The sequence below is a fragment of the Clostridium sp. USBA 49 genome (assembly GCF_900167505.1).
Lineage (GTDB): Bacteria > Bacillota > Clostridia > Clostridiales > Clostridiaceae > Clostridium_AT > Clostridium_AT prolinivorans.
Map to the genome: position 1 here is coordinate 1 of NZ_FUYD01000012.1, position 22,534 is coordinate 22,534.

25 protein-coding genes, 2 rRNA genes and 2 riboswitches are annotated in these 22,534 nt (G+C 25.8%); of the genes, 18 read left to right on the forward strand and 9 right to left on the reverse strand.

From position 1 onward, the window contains the following. The 3 genes from B5D11_RS10145 to B5D11_RS10155 form a co-directional block, all read left to right on the forward strand. Positions 1 to 165: ribosomal RNA gene (locus B5D11_RS10145) — 23S ribosomal RNA — on the forward strand; the annotation flags it as partial. A 201-nt stretch (positions 166 to 366) separates the two neighbouring features. Beyond that, positions 367 to 483: ribosomal RNA gene (gene rrf / locus B5D11_RS10150) — 5S ribosomal RNA — on the forward strand. 460 nt (positions 484 to 943) lie between these two features. Continuing rightward, positions 944 to 1,047: riboswitch (SAM riboswitch) on the forward strand. A 93-nt stretch (positions 1,048 to 1,140) separates the two neighbouring features. Next, on the forward strand, positions 1,141 to 2,418 hold the full coding sequence (locus B5D11_RS10155; protein WP_078682924.1) for an O-acetylhomoserine aminocarboxypropyltransferase/cysteine synthase family protein: 1,278 nt from the start codon (positions 1,141 to 1,143) through the stop codon (positions 2,416 to 2,418). A 139-nt stretch (positions 2,419 to 2,557) separates the two neighbouring features. Here the strand turns inward: B5D11_RS10155 and B5D11_RS10160 are convergent, their stop codons facing one another. Continuing rightward, positions 2,558 to 3,505: a magnesium transporter CorA family protein gene (locus B5D11_RS10160; RefSeq protein ID WP_078682925.1), complete on the reverse strand. Its 948-nt coding sequence runs from the start codon at positions 3,503 to 3,505 to the stop codon at positions 2,558 to 2,560. Positions 3,506 to 3,617: 112 nt separating this feature from the next. Next, the gene (locus B5D11_RS10165) at positions 3,618 to 4,796 is read right to left on the reverse strand and encodes a M20 family peptidase (RefSeq protein ID WP_078682926.1); all 1,179 of its coding nucleotides are present in this window, start codon (positions 4,794 to 4,796) and stop codon (positions 3,618 to 3,620) included. Positions 4,797 to 4,968: 172 nt separating this feature from the next. Here B5D11_RS10165 and B5D11_RS10170 point away from each other — a divergent pair, with 172 nt between their 5' ends. The 10 genes from B5D11_RS10170 (at position 4,969) to B5D11_RS10215 (ending at position 12,488) form a co-directional block, all read left to right on the forward strand. Beyond that, positions 4,969 to 5,181 (forward strand): sigma factor G inhibitor Gin, encoded by a 213-nt coding sequence (locus tag B5D11_RS10170; protein ID WP_078682927.1) that lies wholly within the window; start codon positions 4,969 to 4,971, stop codon positions 5,179 to 5,181. Further along, on the forward strand, positions 5,160 to 6,611 hold the full coding sequence (locus tag B5D11_RS10175; RefSeq protein ID WP_078682928.1) for an aminotransferase class I/II-fold pyridoxal phosphate-dependent enzyme: 1,452 nt from the start codon (positions 5,160 to 5,162) through the stop codon (positions 6,609 to 6,611). Before B5D11_RS10170 ends, B5D11_RS10175 begins: the two co-directional genes overlap by 22 nt. 1 nt (position 6,612) lies before the next feature. Continuing rightward, complete coding sequence (tmk, locus tag B5D11_RS10180) at positions 6,613 to 7,230, forward strand: dTMP kinase (protein ID WP_078682929.1); 618 nt, start codon at positions 6,613 to 6,615, stop codon at positions 7,228 to 7,230. Positions 7,231 to 7,434: 204 nt separating this feature from the next. Beyond that, on the forward strand, positions 7,435 to 7,764 hold the full coding sequence (locus B5D11_RS10185) for a cyclic-di-AMP receptor (protein WP_078682930.1): 330 nt from the start codon (positions 7,435 to 7,437) through the stop codon (positions 7,762 to 7,764). A gap of 41 nt (positions 7,765 to 7,805) precedes the next feature. Then, on the forward strand, positions 7,806 to 8,753 hold the full coding sequence (locus B5D11_RS10190) for a DNA polymerase III subunit delta' (protein ID WP_078682931.1): 948 nt from the start codon (positions 7,806 to 7,808) through the stop codon (positions 8,751 to 8,753). A gap of 16 nt (positions 8,754 to 8,769) precedes the next feature. Beyond that, positions 8,770 to 9,678: a PSP1 domain-containing protein gene (locus tag B5D11_RS10195; RefSeq protein WP_078682932.1), complete on the forward strand. Its 909-nt coding sequence runs from the start codon at positions 8,770 to 8,772 to the stop codon at positions 9,676 to 9,678. Between the two features lie 24 nt (positions 9,679 to 9,702). Then, on the forward strand, positions 9,703 to 9,906 hold the full coding sequence (locus tag B5D11_RS10200; RefSeq protein WP_078682933.1) for a heavy-metal-associated domain-containing protein: 204 nt from the start codon (positions 9,703 to 9,705) through the stop codon (positions 9,904 to 9,906). A 133-nt stretch (positions 9,907 to 10,039) separates the two neighbouring features. After that, positions 10,040 to 10,210 (forward strand): DUF362 domain-containing protein, encoded by a 171-nt coding sequence (locus B5D11_RS10205; protein ID WP_078682934.1) that lies wholly within the window; start codon positions 10,040 to 10,042, stop codon positions 10,208 to 10,210. A gap of 102 nt (positions 10,211 to 10,312) precedes the next feature. Further along, positions 10,313 to 10,414: riboswitch (purine riboswitch) on the forward strand. A gap of 140 nt (positions 10,415 to 10,554) precedes the next feature. Further along, positions 10,555 to 11,127 carry a xanthine phosphoribosyltransferase gene (locus B5D11_RS10210; RefSeq protein WP_078682935.1) on the forward strand — a complete coding sequence of 191 codons (573 nt, stop codon included), beginning with the start codon at positions 10,555 to 10,557 and terminating at the stop codon, positions 11,125 to 11,127. Positions 11,128 to 11,162: 35 nt separating this feature from the next. After that, the gene (locus tag B5D11_RS10215) at positions 11,163 to 12,488 is read left to right on the forward strand and encodes a uracil-xanthine permease family protein (RefSeq protein WP_242942280.1); all 1,326 of its coding nucleotides are present in this window, start codon (positions 11,163 to 11,165) and stop codon (positions 12,486 to 12,488) included. Positions 12,489 to 12,620: 132 nt separating this feature from the next. Here the strand turns inward: B5D11_RS10215 and B5D11_RS10220 are convergent, their stop codons facing one another. The 5 genes from B5D11_RS10220 to B5D11_RS10240 form a co-directional block, all read right to left on the reverse strand. Next, positions 12,621 to 14,468: a sensor histidine kinase gene (locus B5D11_RS10220; protein ID WP_078682937.1), complete on the reverse strand. Its 1,848-nt coding sequence runs from the start codon at positions 14,466 to 14,468 to the stop codon at positions 12,621 to 12,623. A 137-nt stretch (positions 14,469 to 14,605) separates the two neighbouring features. Next, entirely contained in the window at positions 14,606 to 14,731 is a 126-nt protein-coding gene (locus B5D11_RS10225; RefSeq protein WP_078682938.1) for a cyclic lactone autoinducer peptide, read from the reverse strand. A gap of 1 nt (position 14,732) precedes the next feature. Next, positions 14,733 to 15,395 (reverse strand): accessory gene regulator ArgB-like protein, encoded by a 663-nt coding sequence (locus B5D11_RS10230; RefSeq protein ID WP_078682939.1) that lies wholly within the window; start codon positions 15,393 to 15,395, stop codon positions 14,733 to 14,735. Position 15,396: 1 nt separating this feature from the next. Further along, a complete protein-coding gene (locus tag B5D11_RS10235) occupies positions 15,397 to 15,858 on the reverse strand; it encodes a hypothetical protein (protein WP_078682940.1) in 462 nt (153 codons plus the stop codon). Between the two features lie 22 nt (positions 15,859 to 15,880). After that, positions 15,881 to 16,435 carry a DUF5317 family protein gene (locus B5D11_RS10240; RefSeq protein WP_078682941.1) on the reverse strand — a complete coding sequence of 185 codons (555 nt, stop codon included), beginning with the start codon at positions 16,433 to 16,435 and terminating at the stop codon, positions 15,881 to 15,883. A gap of 215 nt (positions 16,436 to 16,650) precedes the next feature. On the opposite strand from B5D11_RS10240, the gene B5D11_RS10245 reads away from it, so the two are divergent. Next, a complete protein-coding gene (locus tag B5D11_RS10245; protein ID WP_078682942.1) occupies positions 16,651 to 17,130 on the forward strand; it encodes a PTS sugar transporter subunit IIA in 480 nt (159 codons plus the stop codon). 108 nt (positions 17,131 to 17,238) lie between these two features. On the opposite strand, the gene B5D11_RS10250 is transcribed toward B5D11_RS10245, so the two are convergent. Then, positions 17,239 to 17,898, reverse strand: coding sequence for a hypothetical protein (locus B5D11_RS10250; RefSeq protein ID WP_078682943.1), 660 nt, complete (start codon positions 17,896 to 17,898; stop codon positions 17,239 to 17,241). A gap of 436 nt (positions 17,899 to 18,334) precedes the next feature. Here B5D11_RS10250 and B5D11_RS10255 point away from each other — a divergent pair, with 436 nt between their 5' ends. From B5D11_RS10255 to B5D11_RS10270, 4 genes are all read left to right on the forward strand, one after another. Then, positions 18,335 to 18,544: a hypothetical protein gene (locus tag B5D11_RS10255; protein WP_078682944.1), complete on the forward strand. Its 210-nt coding sequence runs from the start codon at positions 18,335 to 18,337 to the stop codon at positions 18,542 to 18,544. A 498-nt stretch (positions 18,545 to 19,042) separates the two neighbouring features. Further along, positions 19,043 to 19,780 (forward strand): tRNA1(Val) (adenine(37)-N6)-methyltransferase, encoded by a 738-nt coding sequence (locus B5D11_RS10260; RefSeq protein ID WP_180377001.1) that lies wholly within the window; start codon positions 19,043 to 19,045, stop codon positions 19,778 to 19,780. A gap of 11 nt (positions 19,781 to 19,791) precedes the next feature. Beyond that, a complete protein-coding gene (gene rsmI / locus B5D11_RS10265; RefSeq protein ID WP_078682946.1) occupies positions 19,792 to 20,634 on the forward strand; it encodes a 16S rRNA (cytidine(1402)-2'-O)-methyltransferase in 843 nt (280 codons plus the stop codon). Positions 20,635 to 20,890: 256 nt separating this feature from the next. Continuing rightward, positions 20,891 to 22,024: a C40 family peptidase gene (locus B5D11_RS10270; protein ID WP_078682947.1), complete on the forward strand. Its 1,134-nt coding sequence runs from the start codon at positions 20,891 to 20,893 to the stop codon at positions 22,022 to 22,024. 98 nt (positions 22,025 to 22,122) lie between these two features. On the opposite strand, the gene B5D11_RS10275 is transcribed toward B5D11_RS10270, so the two are convergent. Beyond that, a complete protein-coding gene (locus B5D11_RS10275) occupies positions 22,123 to 22,365 on the reverse strand; it encodes an AbrB/MazE/SpoVT family DNA-binding domain-containing protein (protein ID WP_078682948.1) in 243 nt (80 codons plus the stop codon). Between the last annotated feature and the right edge of the window lie 169 nt (positions 22,366 to 22,534).

Genomic DNA, 22,534 nt, shown 5'->3' on the forward strand with positions numbered 1-22,534 from the left:
GGATAAACGCTGAAAGCATCTAAGCGTGAAGCCCACCTCAAGATTAGACTTCCCATAACGTTAAGTTAGTAAGACCCCTGAAAGAACATCAGGTTGATAGGTCAGAGGTGTAAGCATGGTAACATGTTTAGCTGACTGATACTAATAGGTCGAGGGCTTGACCAATTATATTAAGTCAATTATATTAATCTGTGCAATTTTGAGAGAACAATAAAAATATTGTTTTCTTTAATATTATTATTCCGTGGTAGTTTAGTAACGGAGTATAATAAATAAAACAATAAATTCTAAACAATAAAATTTTTTTAAATTATATTGACAGCTGTATATAAAGATGATAAAATACAATCTGTCAGAAATGAATTATCTGGTGATGATGGCGAGAAGGTAACACCCGTTCCCATTCCGAACACGCAAGTTAAGCTTCTCAGCGCCGATGGTACTGCTCGGGAGACCGAGTGGAAGAGTAGGACGTTGCCAGGTTAAAAAACCACTAAGTTTAAAAGCTTAGTGGTTTTTTGTTAGTTTTTCTATTGTGAATTGAAAATATCTATATAATTAAATATCTATAATTTAAAAATTACCTTCAATTATTATAATAAATACAAAAAATTTCTATACCTATCAATTATTATAATAAACATAAAAAATTTCTATTTTAAAAATGTCCAGCTTTAGCAAAGTATAGAAAGTAGAGTAAGTTTTAATGATGCAAGAGTAAATTTCTTTATCAATTATTATAAAAATGTCTTAAAATTTTTATAATATTATAATTAACTTTATTGGTGATTTTTTTAATTATTTTTCTTTAGTTATCAACAAAATTGTGCTATATGCTATATTAGGATATTATCATAAATTAATCATAAATTTTATAAAAATTACAAAAAATATATTGACACTTAAAATAGTTGGTGTTATTATCATATTAATTTAATAAAGTAGCTTATCAAGAAAGGTGGAGGGACTGGCCCAGTGAAACCTTGGCAACCGGAACGTTAGTTTATCGGTGCCAATTCCAGCAGGTGTTATCCTGAAAGATAAGAACAATAAGGAGTTAAATCTTCTTGTAGTTTTTATCTGCAAGAAGATTTTTTTATTTACTTTATTAAAAATTTTTAAATAAATGGGGGCTTTAAAATGAATAAAAAATTAGCATTTGAAACATTACAAGTGCATGCAGGACAGGAACCAGATCCTGCAACAAAGTCTAGAGCAGTTCCAATATATCAAACTACTTCTTATGTTTTTGATTCACCAGAAGATGCAGCAGCTTTATTTTCACTTGAGAAATCAGGTAACATATATACAAGAATTATGAATCCAACTACAGATGTATTAGAAAAAAGAATTGCAGAACTTGAAGGTGGAGTTGGAGCAGTGGCAGTAGCTTCTGGTATGGCAGCTATTATGTACTCTATATTAAATATTGCAGGTGCTGGAGATGAGATAGTTGCTGCAAGTACTTTATATGGAGGAACATATACGCTTTTTTCACATACATTTAAAAATTTAGGAATAACAGTTAAATTTGTTAATCCAGATGATGCAGAAAATTTTAGAAGTGCTATAAATGAAAAGACTAAGGCAGTATTTATAGAAACTATAGGTAATCCAGGAATAAATGTTATAGATATAGAAAAAGTAGCAGAAATAGCTCATGAAAATGGAGTACCAGTTATTATTGATAATACTTTTGCAACTGCTTATTTGTGCAGGCCATTTGATTTTGGTGCAGATATAGTAATATATTCTGCTACAAAATATATTGGAGGGCATGGAACTGCAATTGGAGGAGTAGTTGTTGATTCAGGAAAATTTAATTGGAATAATGGAAGATTTCCTAATTTAGTTGAGCCGGATTTAAGTTATCATGGGCTTTCTTATTATAATGATATAGGTGATGTAGCTTATATAACTAAACTTAGAGTTTCTTTATTAAGAGATACAGGAGCATGCATATCTCCATTTAATTCTTTCTTATTAATATTAGGTCTTGAAACTCTTTCTTTAAGGATGGAAAGGCATGTTTATAATACAAGAAAAGTTGTTGAATTTTTGAAAAATCATCCTAAGGTTGAATGGGTGAGTTATCCAGAAATAGAAGGAAATAAGTATAAAGATTTAGCTAAAAAGTATTTAAGTAAAGGGGCAGGAGCAATTTTTACTTTTGGAGTTAAAGGTGGATATGAATCTGGAAAGAATCTTATTAGAAATCTAAAAATATTTTCTCATCTTGCTAATGTTGGAGATGCAAAATCATTAATTATTCATCCAGCATCAACAACTCATCAGCAGCTTAATGAAAAAGAACAAAAGGAAGCTGGTGTTACTCCAGAGCTTATTAGAGTTTCTATAGGAATTGAAAATGCACAAGATTTAATAAATGATTTGGATGAAGCTTTAAAGAATATTTAATTTTAAACTGAAGTTAATGCATTAAATTATAAAAGCCATGCATAAATTAATAAAAACTTTTTATGTATGGCTTTTATAATTATTTTTATATGGTTTTTATTTATAAAATTATAATTATTAGTTTTCTGATATCATAGGTTTAAAACATGTCCTTTTTATCTAATAAAATTATGGCAATTATAATAGCTATGGTAATTAAAATTAATACATACCAAAATCCATAAGGAGTTAAAGAATCATTCCAAGGTACTGCAACGTTCATACCAAATAATCCACTTATTACAGTTGGAATTGACATTACTATAGTTATAGAAGTCATAAATTTCATAACTATGCTTAAATTATTAGAAATTACAGAAGCAAAAGCATCCATAGTTCCACTTAAAATATTACTATATATATTTGCCATTTCAATAGCTTGTTTGTTTTCTATTATAACATCTTCTAAAACGTCTTTATCCTCTGGATATTTTTGCATAATATCTAGTTTAAGCATTTTTTCAAGAGTTAATTCATTAGATTTTAAAGATGTAGAAAAATATACTAAAGATTTTTCTAAAGATAAAAGTTGAATAAGTTCTTTATTTTTCATTGATTTATGTAATTTTTTTTCAATCATTAAACTTTTTTTATCTATTTGTCTTAAATACAATAAATAGTAAGTGGATATTTTATATAAAATTTGAAGAATAAATCTTGAGCGTTTAAAAGTAAAAAAAGATTTGACCTTTCCCTCAATAAAATCAGTTAATATTTTACTGTTTTTTAAACATATAGTGATAATAACAGATTCAGTATGTATTATTGATAAAGGGTAAGTGTCATATGTAAGAGAGTTTTCTTCCATTTCTGTAAAGGGTATATCAACTATAAAAAGTAAATTATTGTTTTCCATATCAATACGAGAAGTTTCCTCTTCATCTAAGGCAGAACGTAAAAATTCTATAGACACTCCAGTTCTTTTTGATACTAATAAAAGTTCTTGTTCAGAGGGAGCAACTATATTAATCCAACATCCAGGTTCAATATTGTCAAGTTTTTTTAAAGTATTCCCGGATTCATCTATGTGTTTGTAAATTGAAACCATATTAAAACCTCCCCAAAATAATTAAGAATGAAGGGAGTTTACTTCATTCTTAATTATATTATAATATATAAAAAAATATTGTCTATAAAAGTAACATAGAAAACTTTTATTTTTAGCAATTAATTTTTAAGTTTTGTACATTTTTATAAAATTCAGATTTTACCTCTTGAAGTAATGATTCTTTTTCTAATAAATCAAGACCAGTCATAGCTAAGGCTGATGCAGCTTTTAATATAGTATCTTTAGCATAATTAGAAACAGTAGCTTTAGCAAATTCAAGACTTGAATATTTTATGGATTTATCATCTGTTATAGATATATATGGATGTATACATGGAACTACATGACTTACAGTTCCAATACTTATACCAGCTAAAGAATTTTTAGCATCTCCTATATCTATTATTCCAACTTCTTTAAGATTATGAGAAAATATTCTAGAAAGAGTATTGTTTGGAATAATTTCATCATATGGAAGAGATGGCCTTGATGTTTCGCAAATAATTTCCATTAAATTAGAAACAGTATTAGCTAATTGTTCAATTTTTTTCTCTATTTCACAAGCTTGAGTCATTTTAGGAGCTCTTATGTAAAATTCTATAGTTGATTCTTTAGGAATAACATCAGGAGAACTATTATTTTTTATTATAATGTTATCTATATAGCAATTTTTTTTAAATCCATTTTTAAGAAAACTTATTGCATTAAATATAAAATAACAAGCATCAAGTGAAGAATATACACCATCTTGAGAATATGTTAAAGTGTTTTTGCTTGTGTATTTTATTTTTATAGGAAGCAGTGCCATAGAAGTACCACTTTCATGGTTTTCTATATCAGGATGAGCCATAAGCACAACATCTATATCTTCAAAAGTGCCTTGCTTTGTCATAGTTACTTTGGAACTACTTATAAATTCTCCAGGACAACCTAGTACAATTATAGTACCACTTTTAAATTTATCAATAACTTTAGATAAAGAAAGAGCAGCTCCCATAGACATAGCAGAAATTAAATTATGGCCAGTTATATGTCCTTCTTTTGTAGCAGCATCATATTCACATATATAGCATATTTTAGGATGACCGCTACCATATTCAGCATAAAAAGCAGTAGGAATTTCAAGATAATTTTCTGTAACTTTAAAGTTATGCTCTTTAAGCATTTTGATTAAATAATTATAAGCTTTATATTCATAAAAACTTTCTTCAGGATTTTCATAAAGATATTTAGAAAGATTAAAAATATCTTCTTTTATTGTTTGAAGGTAGCTTATCATTTCTTGTTTCATATCTATCACCCTCCATAAAATTACGTTAAATAATATAAAATAGTGTTTCCTTAAAATTAAAAATATATTTATAAATATTTAGGTGGACAAAATAAAAAAAAGAAAGTATTTGAATAAAATATAGTATAAGAGGCAACAATTTAAAAAAGAAATTATTTTCAAGGGGGAAATTATGAAAAGACAAGTATGTATAATATGTAGAAAGCCTCTAAATAGTGGTATAATAATAAGCGGCAAAAGAATATGTAAATGCTGTGAAGAAAAAATAATTAACACTCAAATGGATACAGATTTTTATGAGTATTATAAAAATTGTATAAAAAAGAATATTGTTCAAAATGCACTTAAAGGAGAGGAAATTAATTGTCAAAATTACCACTTGTAGAAGGAGTATTAAAATACGTTAAAGAAAATAATATATATTTTTGTATGCCCGGGCATAAAGGTGGGATAGGATTTCAAAATACTAAAATAGGAGAAGAACTTTATAAAAATTTTTTAAAAGCTGATATTACAGAAGTTGAGGGATTAGATAATTTGCATCATCCTGAAGGTATAATAAAAGAAAGTTTGGATTTATTAAGTGAATTTTACGGGAGTAAAAAATCATATTTTTTAGTAAATGGAAGTACAAGCGGTAACTTAGCTATGATATTTTCAAGCTTTAAAGAAGGCGATAAAGTAATAATAGAAAGAAATTGCCACAGATCAATATTTAATGGAATAATAATGAGAAAACTTAAGCCTATATATGTTAGAAACAAAATAAGCAAAAAATATAATGCTCCTATGTCTATTGATATGGAGCATTTTTTAAGTTTAATAAATAGACATAAAGATGCTAAAGGAATTATAGTTACTTACCCTAATTATTATGGTATTTGTACTAATTTAGAACTTATTATATCTGAGGCTAAAAAATATAATATGAAAGTTTTAGTAGATTCAGCTCATGGAGCTCATTTTGGTGTTAATAAAAAACTTCCACAAAGTGCTTTAAAGCTTGGAGCGGATATGATAGTTATGAGTTCTCATAAAACTACTCCAAGTCTTACTCAAACTGCGTATCTCCATGTTAATAAAAGTTCAAATATAGACATAAATAAAGTAGATTTTTACGTAAGTAGTTTTTTAAGTACAAGCCCTTCTTATATGCTTATGTGTTCTATGGATTATGCTAGATATTATCTTAAGGAATTTGGGGAAGAAGGATATAGGAAACTTATAAATTTGGAAGAAATTTATAAAGAAAAGATAAATAAATTAGAATGGCTTCATGTATTAAGTGAAGATGATATAGTAAAAGAAATGGATTTTAAAAATCCAAAATATCCTATTTTGGATTTAAGCCGATTTGTAATAAATGTTAAAGAGGGCTATAGTGGACATAAACTTTTAAAATATTTAAGAAGTAAAAAAATACAATGTGAGATGAGTGATTTTAGAAATGTAGTTTTATTATTTTCACCTTTTAATAAAGAAGAAGATTTTATAAGATTATATGAAGCACTTAATGAATGTGATGTAAATAAATTAAAAGATGATTTAATTATAAATATAGAAGATGTATATATACCTAAGGCTAAGCTTTTACCTTATGAAGTTTTAGATAAAAAAAAGAAAAAGATTAATATAGATGAATCTTTAGGGAAAATATGTGCAGAAGAAGTAGTACCTTATCCACCTGGTATTCCATTGTTGAATGCAGGAGAATTTATAGATAATAAAATTTTAAATATGATAAAATATTACATGGAACAAAAAATAACAGTATTAGGATTAGAAAATAATAAAATAACTGTTGTGGAGGAATAAGATGAGTAAAGGATTATTAATAACATTTGAAGGACCTGATGGTTCAGGAAAGACTACTCAGATATCTCTTTTAAAAGAATATTTAAATAATAAAGGACTTAATGTAGTTTGTACAAGAGAACCAGGAGGAACAAGAATAAGTGAAAAAATTAGAGATATTATACTTGATAATAATAACAATGATATGTCTCCAATGTGTGAAGCATTATTATATGCTGCAGCCCGTTCTCAACTTGTAGAGCAAATAATAAAGCCTGCTATAGATAAGGGCAATATTGTTATTTGTGATAGATTTGTTGAATCTTCCATAGTATATCAGGGAATAGGAAGAAATCTTGGAGTAGAAAGAATAAGAATGATAAACGAAGTAGCAACAGATGGACTTAAAGCTGATATAACTTTTATGCTTACTATTTCCTATGAAGAAGGTCTTAAAAGAAAAGAAAAGCAAAAATCTTTTGATAGATTAGAAAATAGTGGGAATGATTTTCATAAAAGAGTTTATGAAGGGTACATGGAACTTTCAAAAAATTCAAATTATATAAAAGTGATAGATGCTAATAGAAGTATTAAAGAAATACATAATGAAATAATTAATTTTATAGAAGAAATTTTATAATTTATTTATAGCTTATAAAGATTGATTTTATAAAAGTTTATAAAATTAAAGTATTAATTAATAATTTATGCTTAAATAAATAAAATATGTAAATCTTTTGCTATTTTACTGTAAATACATTATAATATAAGTAATATAATGTAATGAGGTATATTAAGAGTAAAATTTTATTTTATGACACCAAAAATTAAGGAGGGAGTATTTATGAAACTTATAATTGCTATAGTTCAAGATAATGATGCTGGTGAATTGATAGATGTATTGACTGATGAAGGTTTTAGAGTAACTAAGCTTGCAACTACAGGTGGATTTTTAAAATCAGGAAATACAACTTTGATGATAGGCGTAGAGGCTGAAAAAGTTGATAAAGTATTAGGATTAATTGAAGATGTATGTAAGACCCGTGACCAAGTTGTAACATCACCATCTCCAATAGCAAGTTCTGCAGGGATTTATGTACCTTATCCTGTTGAAGTTGAGGTAGGCGGAGCTACAATTTTCGTTGTAGATGTTGATAAATTTATAAAAATATAATAAAACTGTATTAAAATTATACTATCAAAGTAGGGATTAAATTGAAGCTTGATAAAATAATAGGACACAAAAGTATAATAAATCAAATTAATAATTCAATAGATAAGGGCATGTTTTCTCATGCCCATCTTATTGTGGGCGAAGATGGTATAGGTAAAAGTCTTATAGCAAGAGGAATAGGGTTAAAAATTTTAGGTAAGGATTTAGACAGAGAGTATACAGATTTAGTGGAATATAGAATACCTAATAATAAAAAGTCTATAGGTATTAAAGATGTGGTTGATAAAGTAATAGATGAAATAAATAAAAAGCCTTATGAAGGAGATAAAAAAGTAATTATAATATATGAAGCAAATAAGATGACAGTAGAAGCTCAAAATGCTTTTTTAAAAACTATAGAAGAACCTCCTAAAGGTGTTTTTATTATTTTATTATGTGAAAAACTTGATGAAATATTAGAAACTATAAAATCAAGATGTCAGATTCATAAACTTCAAAGACTTAGCTTTGAGGAAATGTATGAATTTTTAAGTTATAGATATAAAACTCTTACAACAAATGATATTAAAACAATTATAGCTTTTAGTGATGGTATACCTGGACGAGCTTTAAAATTTATAGAAGATAAAAATTTTAAAGATATAAGAGATAATACATTGAATATTTTATTAGATATAAATAGTAAAAATATAGAGGAGTTTTTAAAATATGAAAAATTCTTAATTAAATATAAAGATCAATGGCAGGAAGTTCTTACATGGATTTTATCATATATAAGAGATATAATGGTGTATAAGGAAACTGGTAAAGAGGATATTATAATTAATTTGGATAAAATTAATATTATAAAAGATATGTCTTCTATATTTTCTTTTAATAGATTAAGTGCTATTATAGATATAGTAAATGAAAGTAGGCAGAGGCTTGAAAGTAATGTAAATACATCTTTAACTTTCAGTACTATGCTTATAAAATTTTTAGATTCATAAAAATATAGGAGGCTTTATGGTAAAAGTTATAGGAGTACGCTTTAAAAAAGCGGGGAAAATATATTATTTTGATCCAGGCTTAACAGTTATTCAAAAAGGGGATAATGTTATAGTAGAAACCGCAAGGGGCATAGAATTTGGAGAATGTGTTACAGATATTAAAGAAATAAAGGATGAAGAAGTAATTGCCCCTCTTAAACCAGTTATTCGAAAATCAACTATTGAAGATGAAGAAAAACATAAAGAGCTTCAGCTTAAAGAAAAAGAAGCTTTTAATATATGCCTTGAAAAAATTAAACAGCATAATTTAATTATGAAGCTTATTGATGTAGAATATACTTTTGATAGTAACAAAGTTATATTTTATTTTACTGCAGATGGAAGAGTTGACTTTAGAGAACTTGTAAAGGATTTAGCCGCAATTTTCAGAACTAGAATAGAACTTAGACAGATTGGAGTGCGCGATGAATCTAAAATGGTTGGGGGGCTTGGCCCTTGTGGAAGGCCTTTATGCTGTTCCAGTTTTTTAGGAGATTTTGCTCCAGTTTCAATAAAAATGGCTAAAGAACAAAATCTTTCATTAAATCCAAGCAAAATATCAGGTATATGTGGAAGGCTTATGTGTTGTCTAAATTATGAGCAAGAAGCCTATGAAGATATAAGAAAAAGACTTCCTAAAGTAGGATCTATAGTAAAAACTCCTGATGGTGAGGGAGAAGTAGTATCTAATAGTGTTATTAAAGAGATAGTTAAAGTAAAAATAAAAGTTAATGAAGATGAGATAATAAAAGACTATAAATTAAAGAATGTTACTTTAGTTTCTGGAGGCTATGAAGGTACTATAAATGAAGAAGAAATTAAAATAGAAATTATAGATGAAGATGTTGATATAAAAGAAATAAAAGAATTATTTGAAGAAAATTAAGTCTGATAGACTAAGAGGGATATTATGAAATCAGTAATAAAAATTGCTAATATGAGGACATTAACAGATGTAAATATCATAAGAGAGGCTATATCTAAAAATGAAGGTGTTGTAGCTTGTCAAATATGCAAAGAAAAACAGGAAGTTAATGTTGTTTATGATGATTATTTTTTAACACAAGATGACATAATACAATGCCTTGAAGATTTAGGTTATACTATAATATAAAATTATTCAAAAAAACTATAATATAAAACCATTGAAAATAAATAAAAAAGTGGTAAAATAGATGTTGAAACTATGCAATAAATATATTGCAGCAATTATCTAAAATAAGTATAAATTTTAGGAGGAGTATATTATGGCATACAAAATAACAGATGCTTGCATAAGCTGCGGAGCATGTGCTGCAGAATGCCCAGTTAGTTGTATAAGTGAAGGAGACAGTATTTATGTAATTGATGCAGATTCATGCATAGATTGCGGAAACTGTGCTAATGTTTGTCCAGTAGGAGCACCTGAACAAGACTAATTTAAATAAAAGGCCACAAATGTGGTCTTTTTATTTATTGAATAAAAAATAATGGTTGATTTTAATAAAATATTATATATAATTAATATATAAAATATTTTGTCGAATATTATAGTATTTATTCGTATATGCTCAAAAATATGGTTTGAGTGTTTCTACCAGGAGGCCGTAAACTACCTGACTACGAATATATAATTTAACCAATGCTTTTATGTATTTTATAAACTATAATTTAAACTTTATAGTTTAATTGATATTTTAGCTTATAATTAAAGCATTGAAATTATATATTCCTAGGTAGTTTAGCTGCTTAGGAATTTTTTTTATTTAAAGGAGAATGATATATGAAAGCTTTGGTTGATGAAATATTAAAACAAGGGAAGGTATTGCCAGGAAATATTCTTAAAGTAGATTCATTTATAAATCATCAAATGGATATAAAATTATTTAACGAAATAGGCAAGGAATTCAAAAGAAGATTCGAAGGAAATAAAGTTACTAAGATACTTACTATAGAATCTTCAGGGATTGGAATTGCATGTATTACTTCACAATATTTTGATTTTGTTCCAGTAGTTTTTGCAAAAAAAACCTTAGGTAGTAATTTTTTTGGAGATGTTTATGAATCAGAGGTTTATTCTTATACAAAAAAACAAAAATATATGGTAAAAGTAAGTAAAGATTATATTACATCTGAAGATAAAGTGCTTATCATAGATGATTTTCTTGCAAATGGAAGAGCTGCTTTAGGGCTTATAGATATTATAAGACAAGCAGGTGCTGAAATTGTTGGGGTTGGAATAGTTATAGAAAAGGGATTTCAAGAAGGCAGAAGTGTTATTGAAAAAGAAGGTATAAGAGTTGAATCACTTGCTATAATTGATAAATTTGAAAACAATAAAGTAATTTTAAGATAACCTTATAATAATTATAAAAAATGCAGGAGGATAAAATGGATAAAAAAGTATATGAATTAGATGGAAGACCAGCTTTAAAAGATTCTTTAATTTTTGGATTGCAGCATGTAGTTGCTATGTTTGTAGGAAATATTGCACCGGTTATAATAGTTTGCAATGCATTAAAATTACCTATAGAAGTACAAATTAAACTAATACAATGTGCAATGTTTGTTGCGGGAGTAGCTACTTTATTTCAGTTATATCCTATAGGACCTATTGGATCAAAGCTTCCTATTGTAATGGGAACTAGTTTTACTTTTGTTCCTACTGCCATAGCAATTGGAACAAAATATGGATTTTCAGCAATTATGGGAGCATGTTTTGTTTCCGGAATAATTATAGCCTTTTTAGGAATATTTTTAAAATCTTTTAGAAAGTATTTTTCCCCAATAGTTATAGGAACAGTAGTATTATCTATAGGTCTTTCACTTCTTCCTGTAGGTATGAATTATTTTGCAGGTGGACAAGGAGCTTCTGACTTTGGATCCTTTTCTAATTTATTTTTAGGGTTTATTGTTCTTGTTGTAGTTTTGTATTTTAGTATGTTTAGAAAAGATGCTACAAGCTCTGCAGCAATATTAATAGGAATATTAGCAGGATATATAGTAGCCTTTTTTATGGGAAAACTTGATATTAGTCAAATTGTTTCAGCAAGCTGGATATCTATACCTATACCTTTTGATTTTGGAATAACTTTTCATATAGATGCGATAATATCAATGCTCATTGTTTTTGCTATAAGCGCTATGGAAACCATAGGAAATTCTTCAGCTATAGCTTTAAATGGACTAAATAGGGAAATAACAGATAAAGAATTAAGTGGAGCGGTTGTAGCTGATGCTGTTGGAAGTTCTTTTGCAGCTATATTTGGAGTACTTCCTAACTCGGCGTTTGGGCAAAATGTAAGTATAATATCAATGACAAAAGTTGTTAATAGATTTAGTATAGCTACTGGTGCAGGAATACTTATTTTAGGAGGTCTTTTTCCTAAAGTGGGATCTTTGATTGCTATTATGCCTTCAAGTGTACTTGGAGGAGCTGCTATTATTATGTTTGCAATGATTGTAATTGCAGGAATAAATATGATTACAATAGAACCTCTTAATAATAGAAACAGTATGATAGTAGCAGTAGCACTTGGTTTAGGATTTGGAGTAGGAATGGTACCTGGAGCACTAGATGTATTCCCTCAATGGTTTAAAATGGTATTTGGATCCTCAGGGGTAGCTAATGCTGGAATTATTGCATTTATTTTAAATATTGTTCTACCTAAAGAAGAAAAAGAAGATGTTAATTTATTAGAAGAGAAAGTAAGTTAAATTTAGAAAAAAATAATCGCTGTCTAAGTAAATAAAAGTTGTTAAATATATAGTAACTTTTATTTACTTAGACAGCGATTTATTAAAAATTTATTTATATCAGAGGATTTTTAAAAGCATATTGTATTATATTTAAGAATATATATCTGAAAATTCAATACTAATCCTTTCTATAATATTATCATCTATTAAAGATTCTTCTATATAATCTTCATCACATAGCTTAACAGGAAGTTTAATTATAAATTCACTACCTTTACCTAATTGGCTATTTACTTCAATTGTTCCTTCATGCATTTCAACAAAAGATTTTACAAGTGAAAGCCCTATACCACTTCCTTCATGAGTTCTAGTAAAGCTTCTATCTACTTGCCTAAATCTTTCAAAAATTAATTGAGTTTTATCTTTAGGTATGCCAATTCCATTATCTTTTATTGAAATTATTACATAATCTTCTTTTGTAAATATATTTACAAGAATTTGTCCATTACAATTTGTAAATTTTACAGCGTTTGAAAGTAAGTTTAGAACAATTCTTTCAATTTTATCAGGATCAATTGCCATTATTTTTTCTTCACAGTCAGTATCAAAAATAAGGTTAATACCTTTACTTTCTGCAAATGAAGTAACAGACATTGTAATATCTTCTACAATACTTATTATATTGCAATTTTTCATATGAGGAACTAAAAATCCTGAATCTGCTCTTGTTATATCAAGTAAATTGTTAATTAACCTCATAAGTCTATAACAATTTTGTTTCATTATATTAATGTATTTGTTTTTATTTTGCATAAATTTATTTTCATCATTTTCATTATATAAATCTAACAATTGTAATGAAGAAAAAATAATATTTAAAGGTGTTTTAAGCTCATGAGATATATTAGAAAAAAACTCTGTTATAAGTTTATTGAATTCACGTGTTTCATTTAATAATTCTATATTTTTTTGAACATCCTTTTGTAATATTTCAACCTGTTTTTCAGAAGTAATATCTCTAAGTATTGTAAGTATTGTTGGTTCTCCATCATAAATAAAATAAGTAGAAGTATTTTGAACTACGGTTATTATTCCGTTAACGCCTATTAATTTTTGTTCAAAAGATGCTGTATGTGCTTCATTTTTATAAATATCATTATATTTATTCTCTACATAATCTATTTCATCATTAGGAACAAATTCTAAAATAGATTTATTAATTAATGATTCTAATTCTATACCTATTAAAGATGCAGCTTTTTCATTTGCAAAAATTAATTTATTATTACGATGAACAAATATAGCATCATTACTATTATTAATCAGAAGATTATAACAAGTTTCATTGTTTACAATAATATGTTCTATATATCTTCTTTTTAATTCTTGTTCAGTTAATTTTTTGTTCAATATTTGAAGCTGAGCATCTTTTTTTTCTATGTTTTCATTTTGAAATGTAACATATTTACCTAAAGACCATGCAACAAGTATAAGAGCAGCAGTAAGAATTAAATCGCCTTGGAAATAAATATTAACATTTGATGGGGGGGCAAAGAATAAATCTATTGATAATATTATAAATGATGAAACTGAAGCTATAATAATTCCAAATTTAGCACCTAGTTGAATTACAGAAGAAATAACAACAAATAAAAATAAAAATTTATATTCACTCGAATAAGAATCTGATAACATAATTAATATTGAAAAAAAGAATACAAAAACAAAATTTTCTACTATTAATGTATTCCTGGAATATTTAATATTTTTTTTGTTTAAATATAAATAAGACCACAATGAATATACAATAAGCATAAATGGTATAAAAATTCCATAAACGATTATAAGTGCTTGTGTAATATTCATATCAAAATTAAAATTTTTATTTATTAAATTTTCATATGAATTTATAATTATACCAAAAACAAGCGATACAGATTTAATAATTGCCAATATGCTATTAATGTTTTTTTCATTATCATTTTCTAAAATATTCATTTTAATCCTCCAGATATAAATATTTTAGTAAAATATTTATATTTTATAATTTTATTAATTAATAAAATAATATATTTTAATTTAAAAGTACTTAAGGCCGGTAAAACCGACCTTAAGATTTATTTTTACCTAAAAGCTTATTCTTCTCTTAAACATTTAGGCTCTTCTGGTTGATATGCTGACCATACACAAGCAGAAGAAGCAACTGTAGCAGCTAAAACAGTTGCTAAAGAAGCTATTAATGTTAGTATTTTCTTTTTCATATTACCTTTCCCCCTTTGCTAAATTTAATAATTTATTAAAAAAAGAATCTATTTTTAGGAAAGCAATATGACCTTTATAAGTAAGCGTAAATGTCTGCCACGTAATACCACTATAAATACATATAGAAAAAATTAAAAAACTTTTGTTGTGAATTAAGATATATATAATAATGTTAATAAGAACAATTATAAGATATATACCTAAAACTAATATAGATTCTTTTTTCATTCTCTCTTTCTTCTTTTGTGTCTTAATTGGTTTAGAAATACTATCTACTGGTGCTAATTTTAATATAATATAATAAGACCAAGAGAAAGTAAGTAAACCGAAAAATATAGTTAAATTTATATTAAATAATGGAGCTATAATAAAATATATAATAAATGCGAATCCAACAGCTATAATAGTACCAATTGCAGTGCAAATACCAGGTGAGCTAGCGTGTGCACCTCCTGAATATTTTCTAAGAATACTAATAGTAAATGATACTATTAAAGATTCAATTAAAACTTTAAATACAGCTCCAAATATAACAACTAAAAATATAGAAAGCAATGTTTGTATTAAAGCAAAAGTACCATAAGCAATGACCTCTTTACTATCATTATCCAATCCTAATTCTGAACTTATTTTTTCAGCTATACTATTTGTTAAATTTTCCATATTAATTCAGCTCATTTCTTTTTAATAATATAATATAATATGCTATTACAAAAATCGCAAATAAAAATAAAGAGGGTAGTCCATATAAAGTTTTTAAAATAGGATTACTCATTATATAGTTTAAATCTTTTTTTAATAAAAATTGTATAAATAAAAGATTTATTCCTTCAAATATAAAACCAAGAATAAATATAATAAATCCAGCACGTATAGAATTAATAACATCAATTTTATTTATAAAACTTGTTATTGCAACAATTATAACCAAATTTAATATAGTATGTATACCTAATTGAATAGGAAGCATTCTAATTAAATAGACTATAAATGAAAATAATATTCCTGATAATAAATATTTTTTTAGATTAATACGCGTTTTTGAAAACGCATGAACTGCTAAAACAAACAAAAATTCTTCAGGTATAGATCTTACAATAAATTCAAACCAAGATAATTTCAGCATATTAAATTTCCTCCTAAGTTGGTTATGAGGTTTTTTCTTTTAAATTTATATTAATATACTTTATAAAATCAAAAATAACAATAAATGTAAAAAATCTAATAAAAATATCACCTATACTTAAAATACTGTAACCTAAATCTATATAATCTGTCAACAATTTCAACTTTGTACTATTATCTCCCAAAATATGTATATCTTTTATTTTTGAAAAAGAATCAGGTTTAACATAACCAGTAATATAAGATAAAGTAGGGAACACAGGCATTTTACCATTATTTACATTTATTGCTATATTATTTAAATATGTTCCAATAAATATAAATAATGAACCTATTATAGAGCTTATGTATAATTTATATTTAAATATTAAAGGAATAAACATTAAAATATAAATTTTTTCAAGCCAAACTTCATATTTAATAAAACTATAGTTACCATAAAATATACTAATTCCTATAAAAATATAAATAAATGAAAATATTATTACAGGATAAGCAGACAAGGATTTAAAAAATGGTTTTAGCTTGTACCCTTTGATCTTTGCAACAAGCATTGCTAATAATATAGTTTCAATCATAAATATCCTCGTGTATTTTTGTTAGTAAATTGATATATAAAATAAAAAATATAATGACAAAATTTTTATATATCTATTTTTATAATACCATTTTGTTAATTAATTTACAATAATCGATAAAAATAAAAAATATCATAAAAATAAAAAATTCGTGTTTTTTAAATTGAATATTTATTACAAATAACATACAATATTTATGGAGGAGATGATTGAATATGTTTGATTTTCTTAAAAAAACTTATAAACTTGTAGCCCCAATTGATGGAAAAGTAGTTGAACTTTCAAAAGTTCCAGATCCTGTTTTTGCAGAAAAAATGGCTGGAGATGGTGTTGCTATTGAAACTACAGGAGATACTATAGTTTCACCAGCTGATGGTAAATTATCTATGATATTTAAAACAAACCATGCTTTTGGGATAACCCTTAAAAATGGAATAGAATTATTAGTACATATAGGTATAGATACAGTAGCTTTAGATGGAAAAGGTTTTGAGAGAATAGCAAAAGAAGGTCAAGAAGTAAAAGCAGGAGATCCTATTATAAAAATTAATAGGAAAGAAATATTAGACAGTGGATACTCTCTTATAACTCCTGTACTTATAACAAATGTAGATGATGTAAAAGATATAAGTGCTAATATAGGGGTTGAAGTTAAAGCAGGATGTGATGAAATTTTAAGTTTTAAAATTAAATAAAAAAAGAAAAAAGAAGAGTACAAAGATTTGTTAAATTAATTTTTGTACTCTTTTTTATTTAATAATTAGTTTTAGTATTTTAAGAAAGTCTTAAAATTGAAATGAATTTTATGCTGTTAAAACTTGTATATTATCATTTACTATATTTTTTATATCTAATTTAGTATTATTTAAATTGATATTCCATTTTGGAAGATTAACTTTTTTTAATTCATTAATAATAACAGAAGATATATCTTTATATAATATATCAAAAATAAATTTTTTAAAAGAATTATAATCATTAAAATTATTAAGATGAACTTGAATAGAATGTTCAGGAATAGTTAAAAGATAAGATTGATTTTCTTCAAAAGAATATTTTTTGTTTAAAACACCTTCTTTTTTTGTATATGTTATAATGTTTTTAAAATATGCAATTATATTAAATTCATATAAAGTTATAATAGCACCATTTTCAAAAGGGTATAATTTAAAATTTAAACTATGCTCATGATAAGTTTTACCATGACGTATTTGATTTTTAGCAGAAAGCTTTAATATACTTTTTTCAATAGAAATATTTTTGTATAAAATTTTTTCGTTATTTAAATCATTCATTACTTTTTCTAGTATTTTATTTGTAAATTCATTAGAATTATAATTAAAATGATTACGTTCTTTAAGTAATATTTCTTTAGATTTTGTCACTAATTTTAATTTTTGTGAATTTCCATGATTTATTTCATGATTTAAAGTATCAATGTAACCATGCATTGGATATAGCATAAGCCATTCCTCCTATAAAAATTGATATTTATATTTTAAGATATCGTTTTCTAAACTTTATAAAAATATTTTATAATAATATAATTACACTAAATAATGAATTTTTCAACTATTCAAAAAAATGATATAGAACCATATAAAGGGAAAATACTTATATATCTATACCAATAATACTTTTATTTTATAATTTTATAATATTCTAAAATATATTATATACTTATACTTAAGATAATTTTACAAAAAATCCCTATATAAAAGTACTTGTTTAATTATATTATATTTATTTTTCATGTTTAATAATATAATACACTATTAATATACTAAATAAATATTAAAAATATACTAAATGGATATTTTAATAATGAAATTACAAGCAACAAATACTTGTAATTAATTTACAGATACCTGCATATAATTTACTGCAGGGGGGAGTTGTATGTCGATTTATGGAATAAATGAAAAAGTATGTGCTACTTGTATGTTTTGGAGAGGGGAAAGACAAACTAATGTGGAATTTATACAAACTTTAAATTATGAAGGAAATTGCAACTGTGAAGATAGTTTTTATGGTATAAAAACAAAGCAAGGGTGTAGCTGTATCGACTGGAGAAAAATTTTAGAAAATAATAATAAAATTAATAAATAAAGCTGATGGAAATTTAAAAATTTCCATCAGCTTTATTTTTATTATACATTTTTATTATACATTTCTAAAAATTCTTTATCAAAATCAGAAAACATAAGTTTGTCTTATTATCTTATTACATATTTTAATATAATTAGCAAAACTTTATGATTATATAACAAAAAGTCTTTTGATTAAATATTTATTACCATATAATGTAATAATAACTTGTCTAAAATAGCAAAAGTAGTCTGCAGAAAACTATTTAGATCTTTTTATACAATAGTAAAGCTTCTAGTTTAGTTGAAGATGCAGAAAATTTCGCAAAATAGATGTAATAAAAATTTATAAATACTATAAAATTGTATACTGGAAATTAATTTACGGTTTATTGTAGGTTAATAATATAATAAAAAATTATAAGATTTTGGTATATTAAGTTTAATGTATTATTTAACTTGTATATATTTAAATCAAAATATATAATATGATTAAACAAAAATAAAGAGAGTGATTTTTATGAATTTAAGAGAAGATGAAACATTAGATGATTTACAACTTGGAGGAATTTGTGTAATACAAAAGAAAAATGCATTTCGATTTGGAGTTGATGCTGTACTTCTTGCTAATTTTGCAAAAATAAAAAAAGGAATGAGAGTAATTGATCTTTGTAGTGGAACAGGGGTAATACCATTTATATTAGCAGGGAAAACAGAAGCTTCATATATAAGCGGGATAGAAATCCAAGAAGAAATGGTAGAAATGGCAAATCGTTCTGTTAAATACAACAAACTTGAAGATAGAGTTGAGTTTATAAGTGGGGATTTAAAAGATTTAAATCTTTTAAAAAATATGCAAAAAGCAGAGGTAGTAACGGTAAATCCTCCATATAAATTGAAAAATTCTGGAATTATAAATTCTAATGATAAAAATGCCATAGCAAGGCATGAAATTTGTTGTACACTTGAAGATGTTATAATAGCTTGCAGGATAGTTTTAAAAGATAATGGAAGAGTATATATGGTTCATAGACCGGAAAGAATAGCAGATATATTATGTCTTATGAGAAAACATAAAATAGAGCCTAAAACTATAAGAATGGTTCATCCAAATACAAAAAAAGCTCCTAATATAGTTCTCATTGAAGGACAAAGAGATGGTGGAGCATTTTTAAAATGGGAACCACCTCTTTATATTTATAATGATAATGGTGTATATACTGAAGAAATAGAAAGAATTTACGGAAGAATAATATAGGAGTTGATTTTATGATAGGAAAGCTTTATTTAGTTCCTACACCTATAGGAAATTTAAAAGATATAACACTTAGAGCTTTGGATGTTTTAAAATCAGTAGATTTAATTGCAGCAGAGGATACAAGGCAAACTTTAAAGCTTTTAAACCATTATGAAATAAAAAAACAGCTTATAAGTTATCATCAGCATAATGAGAAAGAAAAAAGTGAGGATATAATAAAAAGGCTTCAAAATGGAGAAAATATAGCACTTGTTACTGATGCAGGTACCCCTGGGATTTCAGATCCTGGAAGTGTTATTGTATCTAAATGTATAGATGCAGGTATTGATTTTGAAGTTTTACCTGGGGCAACTGCAATAACTACAGCTTTAGTCAATTCAGGATTAGATACTACAAAATTTTTATTTAGAGGTTTTTTACCAAGAGAAAATAAAGAAAGAAAAATAGTAATAGAAGATATTAAAGACAGGACAGAAACTCTTATATTTTATGAAGCTCCTCATAGGCTTTTAGATACATTAGAATTCTTAAAAAATAATTTAGGTAATAGAAAAATATCAATATGCAGAGAACTTACAAAATTACATGAAGAAATTTTAAGACTTACTTTACAAGAAAGTGTTGAATATTATAAATATAATTTACCTAGAGGAGAATATGTTCTTGTAGTTGAAGGAAAAAGTCAAGAAGAAATACAATTAGAAGAAAAAGCAAAATGGGAAAATATTAGTGTTAAAGAACATATTAATAAGTACATAGAAGAGGGATTAAGTAAAAAAGAGGCAATTAAAAAGGTAGCAAAGGATAGAAATGTATCTAAATCAGAAATTTATAAAGAGTCTTTTGATATATAATTTTCACAGTTTCTGTATTTTAAAACAAATATTATAATGTTTTATGCAAAAAAACACATATTTCCATTGTTATCTTTTACAAATTAGTGTTATAATATTTTATGTTAAAGATAAATAAGTTCATATTTTTATTGTATTTTAAAATATTAGGTAAAAATTTCTGATATTTTAAAATTATGCTTGAATTTATTTATCTAATTTTATAAATTATATATATGTGATTATGTAGTTTAAACAAAAGGGGAGGGTGTTACTTTTGAATAAAAAGGCGATTGCAGCTTTGATGACTTTAGGAATAATTATTTCCTATAGTGTACCAGCTTTTGCACAGCCTACAGAAAGTGAGCTGAATAAACAATTACAGCAACATCAAAGTGAAATTTCAAAAAATAAAAGTGCTTTGCAAAATCTTAAAAATAAAAGACAGGAAATTGAAGAAGCTATTGAGATGTTAGACTTTGACATAGAAAATCTTATGATAAGTATAAGTACTACAAATAGTAAGATAGAGCAAGTTAAAAAGGATATTAAAGCTGCAGAAGAAGAAATAAAAAAGACTGAAGAAGAAATGCAAATAGAAAAAGATTTATTTAATAAAAGAATGAGAGCCATGTACATAAATGGTGTAGATGGATATCTAAATATTATATTAGAATCCAAAGGATTTAGTGATTTTTTATCAAGAGTAGAAGACATTAAAAGAATAGCTGAAGCGGATAAGAAAATTATCGATGAATTAAATGCTAAAAAAGAAGAAATAGCTAAAAAGAAAAAGACGTTAGATGAAAAGAATGCAAGTTTACAAGCATTAAAAGCTGAAAATGAACAAAAATTAGCTAAGCTTAAGCAAAATAAAGATGAACAAGCTAAGTTAATAGCTCAGCTTAAAGAAGAAGAAAGTAAATATACTGCAGAAATATCTGAATCTCAAAATAAGATTAACAGTATTTCTAAACAGCTTGAAGAGTTAAGAAAAAAACCTGCACCAGTTGTTTCAGCATCAAGAGGAGGATCAGGTCTTAGTGTTTCAGCTTCAGGAAATGATGTAGTTGGATTTGCTTATAAATTTGAAGGTACTCCATATGTATGGGGTGGAACAACACCAGCTGGGTTTGATTGTTCAGGATTCGTTCAATATGTATATAGACGTTTTGGAGTAAATCTTCCAAGAGTAGCTGCAGATCAAGCAACTGTGGGAGTTTCTGTATCTCGTAATGAGTTACAGCCTGGAGATTTAGTATTTTTCAAAAAAAGTGGACGACCAGTACACCATGTAGGTATATATGTAGGAAATGGATGTTATATACATGCACCTCAAACTGGTGATGTAATAAAAGTATCAGATCTTTCCAGTAGAAGTGATTATTATACTGCAAAAAGAGTTAAATAAAATAATATAAAATAAAGCTGTAGAAAATTTATTCTACAGCTTTATTTTATATTTAAAGATTATAGTATTTAAAGATTAAAAATGACATAGAAATTTTATTATTCTGCTTTTAGTTCGTTTAGACAATTTTTGCAGATGTTTTTGCCTTTATAGTTGATGACATCTCTTGCGTCTCCGCAGAAAATACAAGCTGGCTCATATTTTTTTAGAATTATTTGTTCACCATCAACATAAATTTCTAATGCATCTTTTTCTGCAATATCTAAAGTTCTTCTAAGTTCTATTGGAATAACTATTCTTCCTAATTCATCTACTCTTCTTACTACACCTGTTGATTTCATATAAAATTCCTCCTAATAATACAATATTCGACAATTTACTTAATAAACTATAACAAATATTACATAAAAAGTCAATATGTTTTTTTAAATTTTTAATAAATTTACAAATTTATTCCTAAAGTTTATATAATGTAAATATACTACCATATTATTCAAAAGTCAATATATT